Origin of the sequence: Pandoraea capi (genome assembly GCF_902459735.1) — a bacterium.
GTDB lineage: Bacteria > Pseudomonadota > Gammaproteobacteria > Burkholderiales > Burkholderiaceae > Pandoraea > Pandoraea capi.
In genome coordinates this window covers 166,016-184,488 of sequence record NZ_CABPRV010000006.1, presented here as the reverse complement: position 1 = coordinate 184,488, position 18,473 = coordinate 166,016, and the positions used below count along the sequence as shown (strand labels likewise).

20 protein-coding genes are annotated in these 18,473 nt (G+C 63.0%); 4 read left to right on the top strand and 16 right to left on the bottom strand.

Annotation, left to right across the window (positions count from 1 at the left end):
* Positions 1-59: 59 nt before the first annotated feature.
* The 4 genes from PCA20602_RS14430 to PCA20602_RS14415 form a co-directional block, all read right to left on the bottom strand.
* The gene (locus PCA20602_RS14430) at positions 60-1,151 is read right to left on the bottom strand and encodes a threonine aldolase family protein (RefSeq protein ID WP_150721819.1); all 1,092 of its coding nucleotides are present in this window, start codon (positions 1,149-1,151) and stop codon (positions 60-62) included.
* The gene (locus tag PCA20602_RS14425; protein WP_217432430.1) at positions 1,148-2,461 is read right to left on the bottom strand and encodes a dicarboxylate/amino acid:cation symporter; all 1,314 of its coding nucleotides are present in this window, start codon (positions 2,459-2,461) and stop codon (positions 1,148-1,150) included. The genes PCA20602_RS14430 and PCA20602_RS14425 overlap by 4 nt, the downstream gene beginning before the upstream one ends.
* A gap of 83 nt (positions 2,462-2,544) precedes the next feature.
* A complete protein-coding gene (locus tag PCA20602_RS14420) occupies positions 2,545-3,255 on the bottom strand; it encodes a GntR family transcriptional regulator (RefSeq protein WP_150721818.1) in 711 nt (236 codons plus the stop codon).
* Positions 3,256-3,287: 32 nt separating this feature from the next.
* Positions 3,288-3,536, bottom strand: coding sequence for a helix-turn-helix domain-containing protein (locus tag PCA20602_RS14415; RefSeq protein ID WP_150721817.1), 249 nt, complete (start codon positions 3,534-3,536; stop codon positions 3,288-3,290).
* A gap of 105 nt (positions 3,537-3,641) precedes the next feature.
* Between PCA20602_RS14415 and PCA20602_RS14410 the strand changes: the two genes are divergently transcribed.
* Positions 3,642-3,998, top strand: a complete 357-nt coding sequence (locus tag PCA20602_RS14410; RefSeq protein WP_150721816.1) for an NAD(P)-dependent oxidoreductase — start codon at positions 3,642-3,644, stop codon at positions 3,996-3,998.
* A gap of 463 nt (positions 3,999-4,461) precedes the next feature.
* On the opposite strand, the gene PCA20602_RS14405 is transcribed toward PCA20602_RS14410, so the two are convergent.
* From PCA20602_RS14405 to PCA20602_RS14390, 5 genes are all read right to left on the bottom strand, one after another.
* The gene (locus PCA20602_RS14405; RefSeq protein WP_150721815.1) at positions 4,462-5,376 is read right to left on the bottom strand and encodes a LysR family transcriptional regulator; all 915 of its coding nucleotides are present in this window, start codon (positions 5,374-5,376) and stop codon (positions 4,462-4,464) included.
* A gap of 198 nt (positions 5,377-5,574) precedes the next feature.
* On the bottom strand, positions 5,575-6,612 hold the full coding sequence (gene mgrA / locus PCA20602_RS14400; RefSeq protein WP_150721814.1) for an L-glyceraldehyde 3-phosphate reductase: 1,038 nt from the start codon (positions 6,610-6,612) through the stop codon (positions 5,575-5,577).
* Positions 6,613-6,706: 94 nt separating this feature from the next.
* On the bottom strand, positions 6,707-7,315 hold the full coding sequence (locus PCA20602_RS14395; RefSeq protein WP_174981137.1) for a cupin: 609 nt from the start codon (positions 7,313-7,315) through the stop codon (positions 6,707-6,709).
* A 16-nt stretch (positions 7,316-7,331) separates the two neighbouring features.
* A complete protein-coding gene (locus tag PCA20602_RS25650) occupies positions 7,332-7,484 on the bottom strand; it encodes a hypothetical protein (RefSeq protein WP_174981134.1) in 153 nt (50 codons plus the stop codon).
* 141 nt (positions 7,485-7,625) lie between these two features.
* Positions 7,626-8,660, bottom strand: a complete 1,035-nt coding sequence (locus tag PCA20602_RS14390; protein ID WP_150721901.1) for an SDR family oxidoreductase — start codon at positions 8,658-8,660, stop codon at positions 7,626-7,628.
* A 139-nt stretch (positions 8,661-8,799) separates the two neighbouring features.
* Between PCA20602_RS14390 and PCA20602_RS14385 the strand changes: the two genes are divergently transcribed.
* Positions 8,800-9,753, top strand: coding sequence for an AraC family transcriptional regulator (locus PCA20602_RS14385; protein ID WP_150721813.1), 954 nt, complete (start codon positions 8,800-8,802; stop codon positions 9,751-9,753).
* Positions 9,754-9,795: 42 nt separating this feature from the next.
* Here PCA20602_RS14385 and PCA20602_RS14380 read toward each other — a convergent pair whose 3' ends face one another.
* From PCA20602_RS14380 to PCA20602_RS14365, 4 genes are all read right to left on the bottom strand, one after another.
* Positions 9,796-10,749, bottom strand: a complete 954-nt coding sequence (locus tag PCA20602_RS14380) for a phosphatase PAP2 family protein (protein ID WP_150721812.1) — start codon at positions 10,747-10,749, stop codon at positions 9,796-9,798.
* A gap of 122 nt (positions 10,750-10,871) precedes the next feature.
* The gene (locus PCA20602_RS14375; protein WP_150721811.1) at positions 10,872-11,642 is read right to left on the bottom strand and encodes a class II aldolase/adducin family protein; all 771 of its coding nucleotides are present in this window, start codon (positions 11,640-11,642) and stop codon (positions 10,872-10,874) included.
* 106 nt (positions 11,643-11,748) lie between these two features.
* Positions 11,749-12,669 carry a LysR family transcriptional regulator gene (locus PCA20602_RS14370; RefSeq protein ID WP_150721810.1) on the bottom strand — a complete coding sequence of 307 codons (921 nt, stop codon included), beginning with the start codon at positions 12,667-12,669 and terminating at the stop codon, positions 11,749-11,751.
* A 27-nt stretch (positions 12,670-12,696) separates the two neighbouring features.
* Positions 12,697-13,545, bottom strand: a complete 849-nt coding sequence (locus PCA20602_RS14365; RefSeq protein ID WP_150721809.1) for a LysR substrate-binding domain-containing protein — start codon at positions 13,543-13,545, stop codon at positions 12,697-12,699.
* Positions 13,546-13,645: 100 nt separating this feature from the next.
* Between PCA20602_RS14365 and PCA20602_RS14360 the strand changes: the two genes are divergently transcribed.
* Positions 13,646-14,302, top strand: coding sequence for a LysE family translocator (locus tag PCA20602_RS14360; protein ID WP_150721808.1), 657 nt, complete (start codon positions 13,646-13,648; stop codon positions 14,300-14,302).
* A gap of 35 nt (positions 14,303-14,337) precedes the next feature.
* On the opposite strand, the gene PCA20602_RS14355 is transcribed toward PCA20602_RS14360, so the two are convergent.
* Entirely contained in the window at positions 14,338-15,090 is a 753-nt protein-coding gene (locus PCA20602_RS14355; protein WP_150721807.1) for a 4'-phosphopantetheinyl transferase family protein, read from the bottom strand.
* Between the two features lie 127 nt (positions 15,091-15,217).
* On the opposite strand from PCA20602_RS14355, the gene PCA20602_RS14350 reads away from it, so the two are divergent.
* The gene (locus PCA20602_RS14350; RefSeq protein ID WP_150721806.1) at positions 15,218-15,835 is read left to right on the top strand and encodes a nitroreductase family protein; all 618 of its coding nucleotides are present in this window, start codon (positions 15,218-15,220) and stop codon (positions 15,833-15,835) included.
* Between the two features lie 102 nt (positions 15,836-15,937).
* Here the strand turns inward: PCA20602_RS14350 and PCA20602_RS14345 are convergent, their stop codons facing one another.
* Together PCA20602_RS14345 and PCA20602_RS14340 are read right to left on the bottom strand one after the other, a co-directional pair.
* A complete protein-coding gene (locus PCA20602_RS14345) occupies positions 15,938-17,662 on the bottom strand; it encodes a cyclic peptide export ABC transporter (RefSeq protein ID WP_150721805.1) in 1,725 nt (574 codons plus the stop codon).
* 24 nt (positions 17,663-17,686) lie between these two features.
* Complete coding sequence (locus PCA20602_RS14340) at positions 17,687-18,454, bottom strand: ATP-binding cassette domain-containing protein (RefSeq protein ID WP_246182171.1); 768 nt, start codon at positions 18,452-18,454, stop codon at positions 17,687-17,689.
* Positions 18,455-18,473 lie beyond the last annotated feature (19 nt).

Here is an 18,473-nt window from a genome sequence, read left to right as displayed (position 1 = left end):
GCATCGGCGGATGCCGCCGGCTTGAGGAATAAAGCCGCGCCCCGGCTACGCCCCGTGCATCAAAGCACGCCGAGTGGCGAAGCCGTGGACGCGAAGGTGTCGCGAATCGACGCAATCGCCGCAATCGTCTCATCGATGTCGTCATCGCCGATGTGACGATGCGTGACGAGCCGTAGCATCGACGTGCCGCTCGCCCGCGCCAGAATTCCGTACTCCGCCAGCGCCGCCTCCCACGCACGAGGATTCGCCTCGCCTTGCTCGCCGACACGCAGGCGCACGATATTGCTCCTCGACGGCACGGCATCGACCAGTTGCGCATCGATTTGCGCCAGGCCCGCCCACAGACGTTGCGCACGCTGGTTGTCGTCGGCCAGTCGCGTGACCATCGTCTCCAGCGCCACCTTCCCCGCCGCCGCCATGATGCCCGCCTGACGCAGACCGCCGCCCGTCATGCGACGGAACGTGCGCGCCTGCTCGATCATCGCGTGCGAGCCGACGAGCATCGCGCCCATCGGCGCCGAAAGTCCCTTCGACAGGCAGAACGTCAGGCTGTCGCAATGCGCCGTGATCTGCGAGACGTCCACGCCGAGCGCCGCCGCCGCATTGAACACGCGCGCGCCGTCCATATGGACCGGCACACCGGCGCGCGACGCGAGCGCATGCACATCCGCCAGATACGACAGCGACGGCACGTAACCGCCCGAGTGATTGTGTGTCGACTCGACCGCAACCATCGCCGTCGGCTGGCCGTAACGCGAAAAGCCGGGACGCAACGCCCCGGCCAGTTGATCGAGATCCATTTCGCCACGCACTGACGGAATCAGCACCGGGAACAGATGCGCGAGCCGCGACATACCGCCCGCTTCCGACTTCGCCATGTGGGCCTGCACGTCGAGCACCGCTTCGCCGCCGTGCGTAGCGTGACACAGCGAGGCGATCAGATTGCCCATCGTACCGGAGACGACGTACATCGCCTCCTCCTTGCCGGTCATGACCGCCGCGAGATGTTCCAGTGCGCGTACGGTCGGATCGCCTTCGAGCGTGTCGTCACCCAGCGATGCAGTCTGCATCGCCTCCCACATCAACGCGGTGGGACGGGTGACGGTATCGCTGCGCAGATCGACGGCGCGTTCGGTATTGCCTGAGGTCATGCAAACTCCTGACCGTGGGCATGGCTGCCTGTGCCTGCCTGCGCGCCTTGCGACGATTCGGCCGCGAGCGCCGCCTGCACGGCCTCGGGCGATTCGTACGGAATGCCGGCGAGCTTCATGACGAGCTTGATGGCCACGGTATTGCTGAAAACGTTGATGGCGGTACGGCCCATGTCGAGGAAAGCGTCGACACCGGCGATGATGGCGAGGGCTTCGATGGGCACACCGATGGTGGTGAGCACCATGGCGATGGCCACGAGGCCGCCCGACGGGACGTTCGCGCTGCCCTTGCTGGCGAGTGTGGTGACAAGCACGATGGACAGCAGCGTCGGCATGTCGAGCGGCACGTGATACGCATCGGCCAGGAAGCCCACGGCCAGCGCGAAGTACATGATCGAGCCGTCGCGGTTGAAGGCATAACCCAGCGGCAACACGACCGATGCGATGGCCTTCGGGACACCCATCGCGATGAGCTTCTCCATATGCAGCGGCAACGTTGCTTCCGACGAGCGCGTGGCGAAGGCGAGAATCACCGGCTCGCTGATCGCGCGCGTGGTCGCCATCGGCTTTTCGCCGATCGCCTTGAGCACGATCCAGAACAGCACGAGCAGCACGCCGAGGCCGAGGTACATCGTGCCGACGAGCTTCACGAGCGACAGAATCGTGCCGATGCCTTGCGTAGCGAACAGCCACGAAATGATCGCGAAGATCGCCACCGGCGAGAGCGAGATGATCCAGTCGGTCAGTTTGAACACGGCGCCCATGAGCGCGTCGAGCACGCCCACGAGCGGCTTGGCGCGCTCGCCGATGGCCGACAGCGCCATACCCAGCAGCACCGCGAAGACCAGCACCGGCAGCAGATTGCTGCCGCTCATCGCCGCCACGATGTTCGACGGGATCATGTCCAGGAAGAACTTGGTCCAGTCGACCGACGCCGCAATCGGCTTGGCCGACGCGTGCGCCGTCGCAAGATTCGCGCCGAGGCCCGGGTGGAAGATCGCGTTCAGGCCGAGGCCGATCACGATCGAGACGAGCGTCGCGACGAAGAAGTAGATCATGCTGATCGCGGAGACGCGTCCGAGCGAGCGCGCGTTGTGCCCCATCTGATAGATGCCGAGCGTGATCGCCGTAAAGACGAGCGGCACGACGATCATCTTCACGGCCTGCACGAACGCCGTGCCCACGGGCATGAGCTTCGTGGCCAGCCCCGGGGCGACCATGCCGCAACCGATACCCAGCGCCAGACCGATCAGCATCTGGATGGGCAATGGAATGAGGCGCTTCTTCTTGCTGGCAGTACTTGACGACATGACGACAATCTCCGGATTGAACGAGACGACACCGCTCGCGCTCGACGTAGGCGGTACCCGGGCCTTCCGGGTATGGCAGACGGTCAGCGCTTGCGACCCGGCGCCGCTTTCGCAGCGGGCGGAACAGCCGGGGGGACGAGTGCCTGCAAGCGAGCCTGCATGGCGTGCGTGAGGTGGTCCCAGACACGACGCTGGGCCTCCTCGGGACGCCCGGCGGCAATGGCCTCGAAGATCGCGAGATGCTCGCGAACGGCGGTGCGGGTGCGCTCGGCGTCGTAATGCGGAATGCGTTGCAGCGCCAGACCGTTCTGGGTGCGCAACGCGTGATAGGTCTCGGTGAGGCGAACGTTGTCGGCAGCGGCGAACATCGCCTCGTGGAACTGCCAGCCCACGCGTTGCGTGATGTCGACGTCGAGTTCGATGCCCTCGGCGCCCTGCGCGTCGAGCGCGCGCAGTCGCACGGCCACTTCTTCGAGCGCGGGCGTCACGCCTTTTTGCGCGGCCAGCCATGCGGCCATGCCCTCGAGGGCAAGGCGCACCTCGTGAATCTCGCTCAAATCCCGCACCGACAACTGACGCACGAAGGTGCCGCGCATCGGCACGATCTCCAGCAGGCCGTCGTTCGCGAGGGCACGAATCGCCTCGCGCACGGGCGTGCGGCTGATGCCGAAGCGCTCCGAGAGCGCGCGCTCGGACAGCGCTTCGCCTGCACGGATCTCGCCGGAAACGATCAGATTGCGAATGGCGTTGTAAGCCGAATCGCTCAGGGCCGGGGTGCGTTGGGTCTGGTTCATAACTGGTATACCAGCAAAAAACAATTTGCCGGTCAACGGCAAAAGCTGTGGGGCGGGAGAATTTGCGGGTAAACGTTACGCCCCGCCTCGGTTAGCCGGACGTTGCGGGTCGTGCGCTCGAACACGCGAATGCCCAGACGCGTCTCCAGCCGGGCGATCACACGACTCACCCCGGACTGCGACATGTCGAGCGCCTCGGCGGCACGACCGAAGCGCTTCGTGTCGACGACCGCTGCGAGCACGTCGACGCCTTCGAGTAGTTGCGAGTTGAGTGTTTTCATTGATGACGTGGATGCAAGAATCATATGCGTTCCATGCAATCGAATTCATGAACGCCCGGCGTCAGAATCCGATCCGTCTCCACTTGTTTCTTCTCGGATCGATCTATGGAACCTGCCATAACCTCTTCCGCCGGCACGCCGGACGCTGCCGCCCGCTGGCCCGGTGCATCCCGGGCGAAAAGCGCCGCCGCAGTGCTAGCCCTCAGCCTCGGCAACATGGGGCGACGCATGTGCGCACGACTGATCGGCGGGGACGACGCGACACTGGATGCCGCCCGCGCGGTCCTCACGCCGATGGGCGCCGTGATCCGGCACGTCGGCCCGATTGGCTGTGGCGCATTGACCAAGCTCGCGACCAATACGCTCCTGGGCGTGCAAGTGACGGCGCTGGCGGAGGTGTTTGGACTGTTCGCGAGGTTCGATTCGATTGAATTTCGATGCGCCCGCCATCATCCGAAATGATTTGTAAGCATCGAGGTTCGATTCGATTGAATTTCGATGCGCCCGCCATCATCCGAAATGATTTGTAAGCATTCCTTATCAAATGACCGATAAGGAGGCGGCGCAGAAAATTCTGATTGAACACGACGAATTCGCGCAATCGTGCGAATTGAGTAAGTTGAGGAAGTCGCGTGTGACCCACCGGCGTTTCACACGGTCAAAATCCGTGAACGCCGCGCGGGTGAAGGGTCAGCGCGATGTTAGGACAATGCCGTTTCGGCAAACGAAATCACCAGCCCGTTGAGGCAGGGGAAAACTTGCGTCGTGCAAATCCGGTACCCCGCTCGCGCCCATCGCCCTGACAACGATCGACGGTCAGCCCGCCGCGCCGGACGGCGATATGAGCGCACCCCGGCCAAAACGTCGCGCCACACGCAAGGCAACCCCGCGAGCGCAGGCCTAACGCCGTCGCCGTGGGCAGACGTCAATCCTCGCGCGCCGCGACCGTCTCCTGGAGCAACATCTCGAGAAACGCCAGCGGCGCGGGGTCGAGCGGCGGCACCGCGTCTTCCGACGAGGCAGGCAGATGCGTGACGACCAGTTCCCAGCAGAGCGTCTTGCCTTTGAGCGGCACCTGCACCAGCCGCTCAGCGCGCCGCGACACCAGATCGGCCGGCAGAAACGCCACGCCCAGCCCCTGCTCCACCAGACTCATCAGCGTATCGAGATCGCCGATCTCGAACGCCACGCGGCGCCGCACGTCCGCCTCGGCGAACCCGCGATCCACCAGGCGCCGCGTGCCATGTCCCGGGACGAAGTCCACGAATGGCTCATCCGCGAGCTGTGTGAGCTGGATGTTTCGTCTGGCCGCCAGCGAATGGCGGTGGCCGCACGCGAGCACCATGTCGTCGCACGCGACAATGTGCGACGTGAGTTTCTCGCTACGCTCTTCGATCGGGAGAATTGCCAGATCGATTTCACGCGCCGCGATCTTGTCGTTCAGATCGTGAGCGCCGCCCTGCACCAGACGAATTTCAATCTGCGGATAGCGCTCGTAAAAGCGCGACATCAGGTTCGACAGGTCGAGAAACGGCGGCAGGCTTTGCACCGTGCCGATGGACAGGCGGCCCTTGCGAATGGCGTGGATATCGGCGACGTCGCCCGAGGCCCGGTCCAGCACATCGAGTGCACGTCTGACCTGATCGAGAAACGCCTGCCCGGCCGCCGACAGACTCACGTGACGAGTCGTGCGCACGAACAGCTTCGCGCCGAGTTCGTCCTCCAGTGAGCGAATCGACGTCGAGAGTGCAGACTGTACGATGTGACACCGCTCAGCCGCGCGCGTGAAATTGCCCTCTTCCGCCACGGCAATGAAATGGCGCAACTGCCTCAATTCCATACGCGACTCCCGCGATCCATCGCTTTGATAGATTAATTCCGACAATTAACGAAACTTATCAGATCAAACGAATCGTCGCATCGACGGTGATGTCATCGGTGTCTTGTCACGCTTTACTGCCCGGAAAATCGCCCGCACCTGCCCCTCGGCCGTCGTCGGCTGACGGGCATGACGGGGCGCGGCATCCATCGATTCCTATCACTCGATCTGCGACGAGACCTTCCAGAGATCCACATCGCCGTCTTGCGCGTATCGATCAATCTGTGCAAGTTCGTCAGCAGTAAAGTCGAGGCGCTTCACGGCATCGAGCGAGTCGTCGAGCTGCGCCACGGTGCGTGCACCGATCAGCGCTGACGTGACGCGTTCGTCGCGAAGCGCCCACGCAATCGCCATCTGGGCCAGCGTCTGACCACGCCCCTGCGCGATGTCGTTGAGCGCGCGAATACGGGCCAGATTGTCTTCGCTGAGCATGCTCTGGCGGAACGAGGTGCCTCGTGTGACACGGCTGCCCTCGGCGCTGGAAGTCGACAGGTACTTGGACGTCAGCAGCCCCTGCGCCAACGGCGAGAACGCAATGCATCCGGTGCCGAGATCGTCCAGCGTGCTCAGCAGCCCCTTCTCGATACGGCGATTGAGCATCGAGTAGTTCGGCTGATGGATGAATAAGGGCACACGCTCGTCGGCCAGGATCTGCGCCGCTTTACGCGTGAGTTCCGGCGAGTACGACGAAATGCCCACGTACAGCGCCTTGCCCTGACGATGCAGTTGCACGAGCGCGCCCATCGTCTCTTCCAGCGGCGTGTCCGGGTCCACCCGGTGCGAATAGAAGATGTCGACGTAATCCAGCCCCATGCGCTTGAGGCTCTGCTCGCAACTGGCGATCAGATGCTTGCGCGAGCCGTTCGGGCCGCCGTAGGGGCCGGGCCACATCTGCCAGCCAGCCTTGGACGAGATGATCAGCTCGTCACGAAACGGCTTGAAGTCCTGCGCCATCCAGCGGCCGAAGTTCTCTTCTGCCGAGCCTGCGGGCGGGCCGTAGTTGTTGGCGAGGTCGAAGTGCGTCACGCCACGGTCGAAGGCGCGACGCAGCATCGCGCGGCCCGTTTCATACACATCGACGCCACCAAAGTTTTGCCACAGGCCCAGCGAGATTGCCGGCAATTTGATGCCGCTGCGGCCGACGCGGCGATAAGGCATCTGAGCGTCGTAGCGCGTGCTTTCGGGTTGATAAAGCATGGAATTCTCCTTGGAAAAAGCTCAAAAGTCGGAACGCCTTGCACACGACGCGGGTACACCGCATGCAAAGACGATACAGGAGACGCGGCGAATATCAGGCGCGTGTCCAAAGACGCGTCAACGGCCCGCCGGTCCCCGTGACCGGATCGATTTGGGGAAACGGTAGCGACTGCATGCGCTGGCTCATCTCGGCCGTGGGCGCGGAGGTGCAGACGTCCCATTGCTGACCGCGCGGATACGCGCCGACGACGAGCAAGTCGTTGCTCGCCGAGACGCGCATGTGGCCGGTACCGGTCGGCAGCACCACGACGTCGCCGCTTAACGGTGATACGCGGCGCCCGCCGGGACCACCCAGCACGAGTTCGACGCTGCCGCGCACGAAGAACAACACTTCATGCGCCGTCGAGTGATAGTGGTGGTAATCGTAGATGCCTGCGCGCCATTGCGCGGGCCAGCCATGCTCACCGACCAGACGCTCGAACCTGTCCGCCGACGACCTGGCTTCGTCCGGGGTCATCACCTGACGATAGTGCAGCACCGGCAACTGCGGATTATTCGGAACCCACCCATTGCGCTGGAGAATGAAGCTGTCGGGCTCCAAGGTCGCTGCACGGGCGGCAAGTTCGGGAAACGCTGCACCGAGGCCCGTCAGCCCCAGCACGGACAGTGTGCGCATGAAATTGCGGCGGTCGAATTCAGACATGATGACTCCCCGGCCGTCAGATGCCGATGGTATTGCGATATGACGCGAGATAACCTTGTTCAGCGGACGTCGTACGGTCCATGGCCCACATGGCGCGGTGCCAGAACGGATAGATGGGTAGCGGACGTCCCACGGCTTCGATACGGGCAACCTGGTCGGCTGTCAGCACGAGGTCGGCTCACAAATTTGCAGAAACCCAGTCGAGTCGCCTCAACCGATCGTGAGCCTAGTTTGACGATAACCGATTGATTTTTTAAGTTCCGATTTTTGATGTCATCGATCTATGAGATAGATGAATGATCGAGGATGCTCATGCGTCCTTCAGCAACCCCAACCGGATCAGGCTTTCGGCCGTCGCGACAATCGCCTCCTCTCGCGGACGCGGTGTCCAGCCCAACAGTCGCCGCGCTTTCTCGCCCGTGGCGTTCATATCCACGCCTAGCAATGGCACGACGCCGCGCATGGTCGGGTCTTTCAGCGCACCAAGACGCACGACCCAGTTGGGCAGCACGCGCGTAGGCACCTTGCTCGCGGCGGCGCCCATCCGATCGCGCAACACCTTGGCGACATCGGCGATCCACATGCTGTCCCCGGAAATCGCCAGGAAGCGTTCCCCCTTCGCTGCCGGGGACGTCATGGCCCGCACATGCAAGTCGGCGACATCGCGCACGTCGACGAAACCGCAATTCACTTTCGGGCTGCCGGGCTGTCCATCCATCAGGTTCTTGATCAGGCGAATCGAGTGCGAGTAATCCTTGCCGAGCGCCGGGCCGACGACGGCGACCGGGTTGACGGCGGACAACTCGAGATCACCGCCTTCGCGGGCAATAAAGTTCCACGCGGCGCGCTCCGAAAGCGTTTTCGACTTTTGATAGAGCCACACGTCACCCGACAGATCGGACCAGTCCGTTTCGTCGAACGGGCGGTTTTTCGGCTTCTTGTGCCCGGCGCAGATGGCGCCGAAGGCCGACGTCAGCACGACGCGCTTCACGCCTGCGGCTCGCGCCGCGCGCAGAACGCGCAGGTTGCCGTCGACCGCCGGCTTGACCCAATCGTCCTCGCCGGCCTTTTCGCCGGTCGGTGTGGGCGAAGCGCCATGCAGCACATACGTGCACCCCGCCGCCGCCTCATGCCAGCCGTCGTCGGACGCCAGATCGGCCACGACGAACGACAGGCGGTCGCCCGCGTCGACACCGCCGGTCTTCAATTGCTCGCGCACTTCAGCTTCGCGCGAGAGCGAGCGCACGGTGGTCCGCACGCGGTAGCCATCGCCCAGCAGCGCGATGATGCAGTGTTGGGCAATGAAGCCAGTGCCGCCGGTCACCAAAACCAGTTCGTTTTTCATCATGAATCTCTGAAGGCCCTGAAGCGCCGGGGAATCACGGCGAGAGGAAGGGTTGTTCGCCGACACGTCGCGGCGAGAAAGTGGGATGTCCCAATGTCTGAACATGCGAGAAGATTACGGCCCGGCACTCGGACTGTGAATGCTCTATAGTTCGACTTACTTGCGCAATCGTACGAATATGAGATCAGATCCTTTCTCCGACATCCTGAAATTCACGAACGCGGAATCGATCGTGACCGGCGGTTTCAACGCAGGCGGACCATGGGCGCTGCGCTTTCCCGCGCCCGACAAGATCAAGTTCTTTGCCGTGCTCAAAGGCGAGTGCTGGGTCGTGATCGACGGCGTGTCCGAGCCGACACACTTCCGAACCGGCGACGTGGGACTGCTGACGGCCAAGCGCTCGTTCGTGCTGGCGGGCGATCTGGAGACGACGCCGGTCGATGCGATGAGCGTCTTTACCGGTGCGCGCAGTGGCATCACCACGCTTGGCGACGGCAAGGACTTCTCGCAGCTAGGCGGACACGTGCTGCTGGATCCGACGAGTGGCCGCCTGCTGGCGGACGTCCTGCCGCCGTGGATTCACGTGCCCGCGGCGTCGCCTCAGGCGACGAGCTTCCGGTGGCTGCTCACGCAATTGGTCGAGGAACGGGCAAACGATCTGCCCGGCGCCTCGCTCGTGGCAGGGCAACTGGCGCAAATGCTGTTCATCCAGATTTTGCGGGCGCATCTGGAGACGTCGAGCCCGATGCCCGCAGGATGGCTGCGCGCACTGGCAAATCCCCGCCTCGCGCCCGCGTTGCGGCTCATGCACGACGATCCGGCGCGTGACTGGCATCTTGAAGATCTGGCGCAGGCCTGCGCCATGTCGCGCACCACGTTCGCGTTCCACTTCAAGAAGATTGCGGGCGTCGCGCCCCTCACCTATCTCACCGAATGGCGCATGCGGCTTGCCGAGAAGACGTTGCGCGAAGGCAAGACACCGGTGGCAACGCTCGCCCAATCGCTGGGGTACGCCTCGGAAAGCGCCTTCAGCAATGCGTTCAAGCGGGTCACCGGAAGCTCGCCGAAAGCGTTCAGAAATGCGGGCGTATGAAGTCCGCATGCGAGGCCGGATGCAGGCCGTATAAAGCCTCCCTCACGTGCCCCGGGAGCCAATGACCGGCGCCGGCGCACTTACGTCGCGACGCACGCCCGCCAGCACACGGCCGATCGCGATGGCGATCGCGGCAACCACGAGTCCCATGATGACGTCCCAGACGTAATGTCCGCCGTGCGTCGGCGTGGACACGATCATGAGGGCGTTCCACCCGAAAACGAAAGGGAACAGGCGCTCGACCTTACGCGTTGCGTAGGTGAACAGCACGCCCAGTACTGCGTGAAACGACGGAAAGGAGATCAGTCCCTGCGCGGTCCAGATCGAAAGCTCCCGCATCTTGCCGGTTCGAAAGGCCATGAAATCCGATACCGTCGAAACGGTGTTCGGATCCTGAATGTGAAAATGAACGAAGGCGCTCTCCGCCGGGAACAGCGTTGCAATCAACATCACAATCGCACTGGCCACCATGAATTGCGCAACGAACTCGGCATAACTGGCGATGTTTCGGGTGTAAATAAGCACCAGCGGCAATAACGCCAATTGCGGAAACACCGATTGGTACGCAATGGAAAGCGTGACATCCAGCCATGGCCGCGCGCGCATCGCGTGATAAAGCGATGGCCAGTCGATGCCAAGACGCGCGTCGGCAGACACCAGCCAGTTGGCGATATCGGGAGCGGAAACGGAGACCGACAGGTATTGGAAAAACATGGCCGCGCCGCTAAAGCATGCCAGCGTCGTCACCCACAGCACGCCAACCCCGGCTTCCCTGTAGGCATTGCCACGCGCCGTCGCCAGCAACCGACGGGAAACCGCTGCACGCATTAGCACCGACGCCAGCAATACGCCCAGACCGCAGCGCACGATCATCCATTCGATATCACTTCGTAGAACGGACATTCCCGCACGCCCGCCCCACGCAACATCCACAACGATCAACGAAATATTGGCCAGCCACGTGGCCCAATAGAGACGCCAGAAATTGGGGGACATGCATTTCGCTCACTCTTGTTTTATTAGTTAAACGAAACATGACACGCAAACGACGTCTCGAAATATATCTAAGTTTTCGAGATTTTTGTGAACACCTCGATAATTTAGTAGTTAACTTTTAATCACCGTTTAAAAGCGACGCGCACCAACGCATCGAAGACATCGCGTCCGGCGCCGAATGCCGGATCGAATTGCAGCGCATCACGTGCGCACTTCTCCGTAATTTCCGGCGCAATGGCCAACGACGGCCCCATCATGCTCGTGGCAAGCTGAATTTCACAGGCGCGATTTAACGTCCAGAGATAGGTGAAGGCTTCGGGAATGCTGCCGCCCCAGGAAAGCAGGCCGTGGTTTCTCAGAATGACGGCCTTTTTTCCATCGATGCTGCGAATCAGCCGTGGCCCCTCCTCCGGGTTGACCGTCACCCCTTCGAAATCGTGATACGCGACACGTGTCTGCAATTGGGCGCTGTAGAAATTATCGCTGCGCAATCCAGCGGCGGAACAGGCCACCGCCACACCCGCTGTCGTATGCGTGTGCATCACGCAGTGCGCCCCGGGCAACCCGTGATGCAACGCGGCATGCACCGTAAAACCGGCCGGATTGATCGGATAGTCGCGATTGCCGAGGATATTGCCGTCGCCATCCACCTTGACGAGATTGAGCGGCGTGACCTCGGAATAATGCAGACCGAACGGATTGATGAGAAAGGCAGGCGGGGTGGCGTCAACCAGGCGAAGCGTGATGTGGTTGTAAATCAGCTCCGTCCAGCCGAGATCGTCGAATACCCGATAACAGGCGGCGAGTTCGCATCGTGCCGCCCATTCGCTATCGCTCATCCCCTCGGGCTGGGTGAAGTCATCAAATATGTGGCATCCGGAAATTGTTGTCATGTTGCGTGTCTCCTCATTACCCGAAAGAGTCTACGCGGCCCGGCGTGTCATATCGCGACTTCTGTTGATCGATTCCTAAAGAACGCTTACGAATACCGTCGACACCTCATCCCTCCAACGTCCGATACCAATCGCCGACCCATTGCTCCAGAAAGGCATGAAACCCTGCGGCCGCTGGCGACAATTCGCGCTCTTTGGCGTGATAAAGGCAAATCTGGCGAATCGTCTCCGGCTTTCCGGTGCGGCGCATCACGAGCCCCTGACTGCGTGCGAAGCCCTGCACATAGTCGGGCGCCAGCGTCACGGCGAGCCCGGCGCGGGCGAGACCGAACGCCGTGGTGACGTTCTCGACAATTTCGACGGGCAGCACGCGGTGCCCTTCCGGCTGGTCGCTGAGCATGCGCGTGACGCTGTATTCGTGATCGCGCCCGGTGGCGACGATGGACGTCTCTCGCAACGCCTCCCACGGCACGATGTCGTAGCGCGCGAGCGCGTGCTGCGGTGAACACCAGACCACCCACGGACTATCGAACAGGGGCGTCGCGCTCACTCGCTCACCGAGCGGCTGGTTTGGCCCGAGCGCGATGTCGATCTGCCCGTCCGCGACCGATGCCACAAGTTTCTCGACTTCGACGTCCGACGGACGGATCGTCACGTTCGGATGGTGCTGACGGTAAGCGGCAATGGCGTCGGGCAACACGGCGGCGCAGAGCACGAGCGGCGCGCCCACGCGGATCACGCCCGATGCGCGCTCGCGAATGTGCTTGGCCGATCGTTCGGCAGCATGGAGTTGCGTCATCGCCGCGGCAGCCGCTGGCAGGAAATCCGCACCGGCCACCGTGAGCGACACGCGACGCGTGGTCCGGTCGAAGAGCCGGAATCCCACTTCGCGCTCCAGCTCGCTCAGCAACTGGCTCACTGCAGACGGCGTGAGACACACCCGGTCTGCCGCGCGCGCGATACTCCCGCAGTCTGCAATCGCGAGAAACGTCTCCAGTTGTCGGGCATTCAATCGGCTCAGTGTCATAGCGGTTCGCGGTTCGCGGTTCGATAGTTAAGCGCGCAGCTCGCTCAGGATCTGCTCGGCCAGAAAGTCGCAGGGCGGACGATTGGACGTGGCGCTGCGTGCCAGCACGACTTCCAGGTCATCGAGCGGCGGCAGACCGTCGCTCTGAGAGAGCTGCAAAAGATGTGACGGTACGCTGCATCGCGCCAGTGGCGCAACCGCCAATCCCGCCTCGACCATGCTGATGAGCCCCAGCAGGCTCGGGCTCTCGTAAGACATGCGATACGGGATGTTCTCACGCTGGAGCGCGCTGATCGCCCGCGCTCGCGCGTTGCTCCCCGGCGCGAACAACGCCACCGGCAACGGACGCTCCTTCCACACGGGCCGTGTCGACGTGCCGACCCACACCATCGGCTCCACGCGAATGAACGTCCCCGTCACGCCTTTCGACTTCGTGAGGCAGGCGAGATCGAGCGTGTTGTCCTTGAGCAGTGGCGCGAGTGCGCTGCTGGGCAGTCCCAACACGCGGATTTCGACACGCGGATGCGCCACCGCGAACTTGCGCAGCACCTGCGGCAGCAGCGTCGAGGCGTAGTCGTCAGGGATACCGATCGTTACGCGCCCGGTCATCTCCGGGCGCACGATCGACGCCCACGCTTCGGCCCGCATCTCCAGCATCCGCCGCCCGTAATCGAGCAGCGTCTGCCCCTCCGGCGTGATGACCACATGGCGCGTGCTGCGCACGAACAGCGGCTTGCCGAGGTCGTCTTCGAGCGCCTTGATCTGCATGCTCAGCGCGGAAGGCGAGCGATGCACGACTTCCGCCCCGCGCGCGAACGAGCCGGTCTCGGCGACCGCCACGACCATCTCGAGCACATCGAAATCGAGTCTTTTCATTTGCTCAGAAATTCTGATGAATTGACTCAGATTATATTGCTTTACCGACGACAGGTGCCGCCGGATACTGGTGCAAACCTCCGCCACATCGAGCACCAACATGCCTGACCCCGCCCTGACTTCCGCCGCCAGCGCTTCCTCGTTTTACGCCTTCCTCGCGGTGTGCAGCCTGCTCGCCATCACCCCCGGGCCGAACATGGTCTACATCATGTCGCGCTCGATTGCGCAGGGCCGCACGGCGGGTCTCACGTCGCTCGCAGGGGTCATGGTCGGCTACCTGTTCTACATGTTTGCGGCAGCGTTCGGGATCACGGCACTCTTCGTCAGGATGCCTTTCGCGATGCTCGGACTGAGCATCGCGGGAGCGGCCTATATCGCGTATCTCGCCTGGCAGGCGCTGAAGCCGGGCGGACGGTCGCCGTTCGAAGTGAGAGCGCTCACATACGAACCGCCCCGGCGGTTATTCATGATGGGGGCAACGACAAGCCTGCTGAACCCCAAGCTCGCCATGATCTTCCTGACCCTCGTGCCGCAGTTCGCGCGCGATCAGGGCGGCAGCATTCTGGAAACGTCGATGCGACTCGGATCGATCATGATTCTGGCGTTCGCGCTGGTGAACGGGACCGTCGCCATCGGCGCGGGCAGCACCGCGAAGTTCCTCGCCACCCGCCCTCACCTCATGACGTTGCAGCGATGGTTCATGGGATCGGTGTTGCTGGCGCTTGCGGCGCGGATGGTTGTGGAGGCTTTCGCCTGAGCGGGGAAGAGACGGCAGCGTGCGCTTTCAGACGTTCAGACGGACAGGGCCTGCCACGCCAGACAGGCCTGACACCCCGGCACGTCGTCGATCCACAGGAAGTTCAACTGCCCGGCGGCCTGAAAGCGCGAGGCATCAGCGACATCAGCGACGATGGGGCGTTGCACGGCAAGATGGCCGACATCGACCCGCAGGCACAACAACCCCTCGGCAATCCCCAGGCCAATCGTTTTCAGAATGGCCTCCTTGGCGGTCCAGCACCGAAGGAAGGCGTCGCACCGGGCCGGTGAAGGCAGCGAGTCGATGTCGGCGCGTTCCTGCGCCGTGCACACGAGCGGCGCAAGCTCCTGCCAATTGAGCGCACGCTGCTGCACCTCAAGGTCGATGCCGACGCTGCGCGTTCGGGAAATGGCGATCAGCGCATCGCCCCCGGTATGGGAGACGTTGAAAGACAGACTGGCACCGGGTTCCGCGCCCACTGGCGCCAGTTCCGGGCGGCCGAATTCGCCCTGCGTGAAGCCAATCGACTCGGGTGGTATTCCCGTGTACTTGCTCAACAGCACCCGCAGCGCCGAGCGGGTTTTCGCGAAGCGCTCCCGGTCGACGTCGTAGCGAAACCGTCGCGCGCGCGCCAGTTCATCGGCATCGAGATAACGATAGATGTCCGGCGTCGCGTCAGCCGCCTCCCCCCCCTGAGCCGCCGGCGCGCCGCCCAGCGGTACATGCCAGACGTCGAGGTCCGCGGGCCACCTGCCAGCGCCATGCAGTTGTCGTGCACGCGCCGTCATGCAACGACCTCAGTCCTGTTTCCAGCCGCGCCGACACGATCGTGAGACATCATGTAAATGAGAATCATTTTGATTTTTGAGAAAAAATCGTCGATCATTGGGATTCAGAAAACTGGAGGAATTCCCGATGGGTTCGAACACTGATTTTGTCGCTCCTGCCAACGCTACGCGCCAGCTCGCGCTGGACGCTCTGCTCAGTCGCCAGTCGCACTGGCCGCTCGTCGAGCCCGCGCCGGGCGACGCAGAACTCAATCTTGCCTTCGACGCCGCCTTGCGTGCACCGGATCATGGTCGTCTGCGCCCGTGGCGCTTCGTGGTGATCCGCGACGAGGCGCGCGACGAACTGGGTCAGGTGCTCGTGGAGATCGCCGCCAAACGTGCCCCCGATCAGCCGGCAGAGACGCACGAACAACGGCGCCAGAAGGCGTTCGCGGCACCGGTCATCGTTGTCATCGCGGCGTCGGTCTCGACCAGGACCAGCGTGCCGGAAGGCGAGCAACTGCTGTCCGTGGGCGCTGCCACCATGAACGTGCTCAATGCGCTGCATATACTCGGCTACGGCGGCTTCTGGGCCACGGGGCCCGATGCCTACGACCGCGATCTGCACGAAGCGCTGGATTTCGAACCGCATGAGCGCATTCTCGGGTTCCTGTTCGTCGGCACGCCGCCGGAAAATACCGAAGTGTCGCCTCGCGCCGAACGCGGCGACCACGTGCGTGAGTGGCTCGGCCGTTCCAGCATCTGACACCGCAGCGGACTCTCGCGCCGCTGCCCTCGCCCACAGGTTCGACCTGACCGGGGTCGCCAATTCGGCGGCCCCTTTTTCATGCCATCGCCGCAGCGCGGTTCACTCCACTGAAGCACTCACCGGCGCATCCACATTCGGCTCGTAGGCGAACGTACTGCCGTCGGCTTCCTCGACGATGCGCCCCTGATGCAGACGCACCACGCGATCGGCCAGACCGAAATACCGATCGTCGTGCGAGATGACGATCAGCGTTTTGCCCTGACGCTTGAAGTCCGGCAGCATCTCCTGATAGAAGTAGCGACGGAACGTCGGGTCCTGATCGGCTGCCCATTCGTCGAGCACCATCCACGGACGGTTTTCCAGGTACGCATGCACCAGCGCCAGCCGCTTGCGCTGCCCGGCCGACAAATCGATAGTGGAGAACGCCCGGTCGACGATGCTCACCTTGTGCGCCAACCCGAGTTGCTCCAGATAGGCCTGCGCATGCGCCAGCGTTTGCGGATCGCTCGCCACGAGATCGTCGAACAGATGATAGTCGGAGAACACCGCCGAGAACTGCTGACGAAAATCGTCGAGCCGCTCGGCCGGCACCGGCTTGCCGTCGACGAGCAACTCGCCGTCGCCCGGGCTATAGAGCGAGAGCAGTGTCTTGATCAGCGTGGTCTTGCCGCAACCGTTCTCGCCCACGATAAACAGTGTTTCGCCGCGACGGATCTCGAGATCGATCGGCCCGAGCTGAAACTGCGTGCTGTCGCCCACGGCAGGAAACACGTGCGTCGCCTTTTTCAGCGCGAGCGTGTGCATCGTAGGAAAGGCCGGTTCGCCGGGCGCCGGGCCGTCGATCAGACGCGGTTCCTGATTGCGGAACTGACTCGTGAGTTCGGCAATGCGCTGGAACGAGACACGCGCCTGAATCAAGGTCGGCAGGCCACCGGCAATCATCTCGATGGGCCCGCGAATATAGAGCAGCACGATCACGAAGCCGCTGACGGCGCGCGAATCCACGCCAAGGCTCGACTGCAACAGAAGAATCAACCCGATCACGACGAAGAACAGCATGCTGCCCATCGCGTTGGCCGCGTAGTAAAGACGCATGGCGCGGCTCTTTAGCTCACTGATCAGATCAGCGGCGCCCGAGAGTTGCTCGCCGTACACACGTTGACGACGGGCGCGGTTCAGGCGCAATTCTTTGGCACCTTCGGTAATCGCGCGGTACTGCTTCTGAAGATCGTCCTGTGCGCCGCGCACCCCCTGATAGTGGAAATCCCAACGCAACGACGCGTAGTGATTGATCCCCAGACCGATCAGGATGGCGGCCAACGCGAAGAGGAACAACAGCGGCGAGAGCACCACCATATAGACCACGCATCCGAGCGCGATCGCCACGGCCACCATGAAGCCAGGGAAATTGAAGGTCACGGCGCTGACGGTGTCGACGTCGCTGTTGAGCGTGGCGAGCAACCGGTGCACGCGATAGCGCTCGACTTCGGCGATAGGCGCGCAGACGATACGCGCCGAGATGTCCTTGCGCAGTGCCGCAATGATCTTCTGGCCGATCACGCTGTTGCCCACGCCGGAAATCGCATTGCCGGCAAGGGTGACCGCGCAAAGCACGACGAACGTCACGACTGTCTTGCCGGTGATGCCGTCGGGCGCATGCAGGCCGTCGTTAATCGTCGCGAGCAGCCACGCCGTGGTGAGACCTGCGACCACGCCCATGACCGTAGAGAACAGGCTCATCGGGAGGAAGGGCCGGAACAGCCGGAACAGCTCGTGCCCGATGCGCGTCTTGTCAGGCGATTGACCAGTGGAACGGTCGGTCATGGCAATTTTCCCCAATCGTGAAACTTAACGGACGACGCAAACCGGCTCACCGGTTTGCGGATGCGACATCACCACCATTGCGATGTCGTAGATCTCTTCCAGACGCTCACTCGTCATCAGGTCGGCCGGCGTGCCCCGGGCACACAGACGCCCGCCGCGCAACGCCACGATCTCGTCGCAAAACCGTGCGGCCATGTTGATGTCGTGAAGCACCACCACCACACCCAGCCCACGTGTGCGTGAGAGCGACTGAACTAGCGAGAGCACTTCCACCTGATGCGCGACGTCGAGCGCGGCAATGGGCTCGTCGAGCAAGAGGCAGTCGGCATCCTGCGCGACGAGCATGGCCAGCCACACGCGCTGACGCTCGCCGCCTGAGAGCGTATCGACCAGCCGGTCGGCGAATCGCGCGACGCCGGTCAGCTCCATCGCCTCATCGACCCGCGCCAGATCCTGCGCGGAAAAACGACCCAGCGGCCCATGCCACGGATACCGACCGAAGCGCACCAGTTCCCGCACCCGCAGACCGGCCGCAGGCGGCGTGTGTTGCGGCAGATAGGCAATCTTGCGTGCCAGCGCCCGGCCCTGCCAGTCGTCCAGCCGCTTGTTTTCGAAGCGAATCTCTCCCCCGGCGGGCGCCTGCTGACGGGCCAGCAGCTTGATCAGCGTCGATTTGCCCGACCCGTTGTGCCCGATCAGCCCGATTACGCGGCGTGGTGCGAGCGTGAGCGTGAGCGGTTGCAACAAGGTGCGGTCTCCGACCTTGAACGACACGTCGCGCAGGTCGTACATCGGCGAGGGCACATCGTGA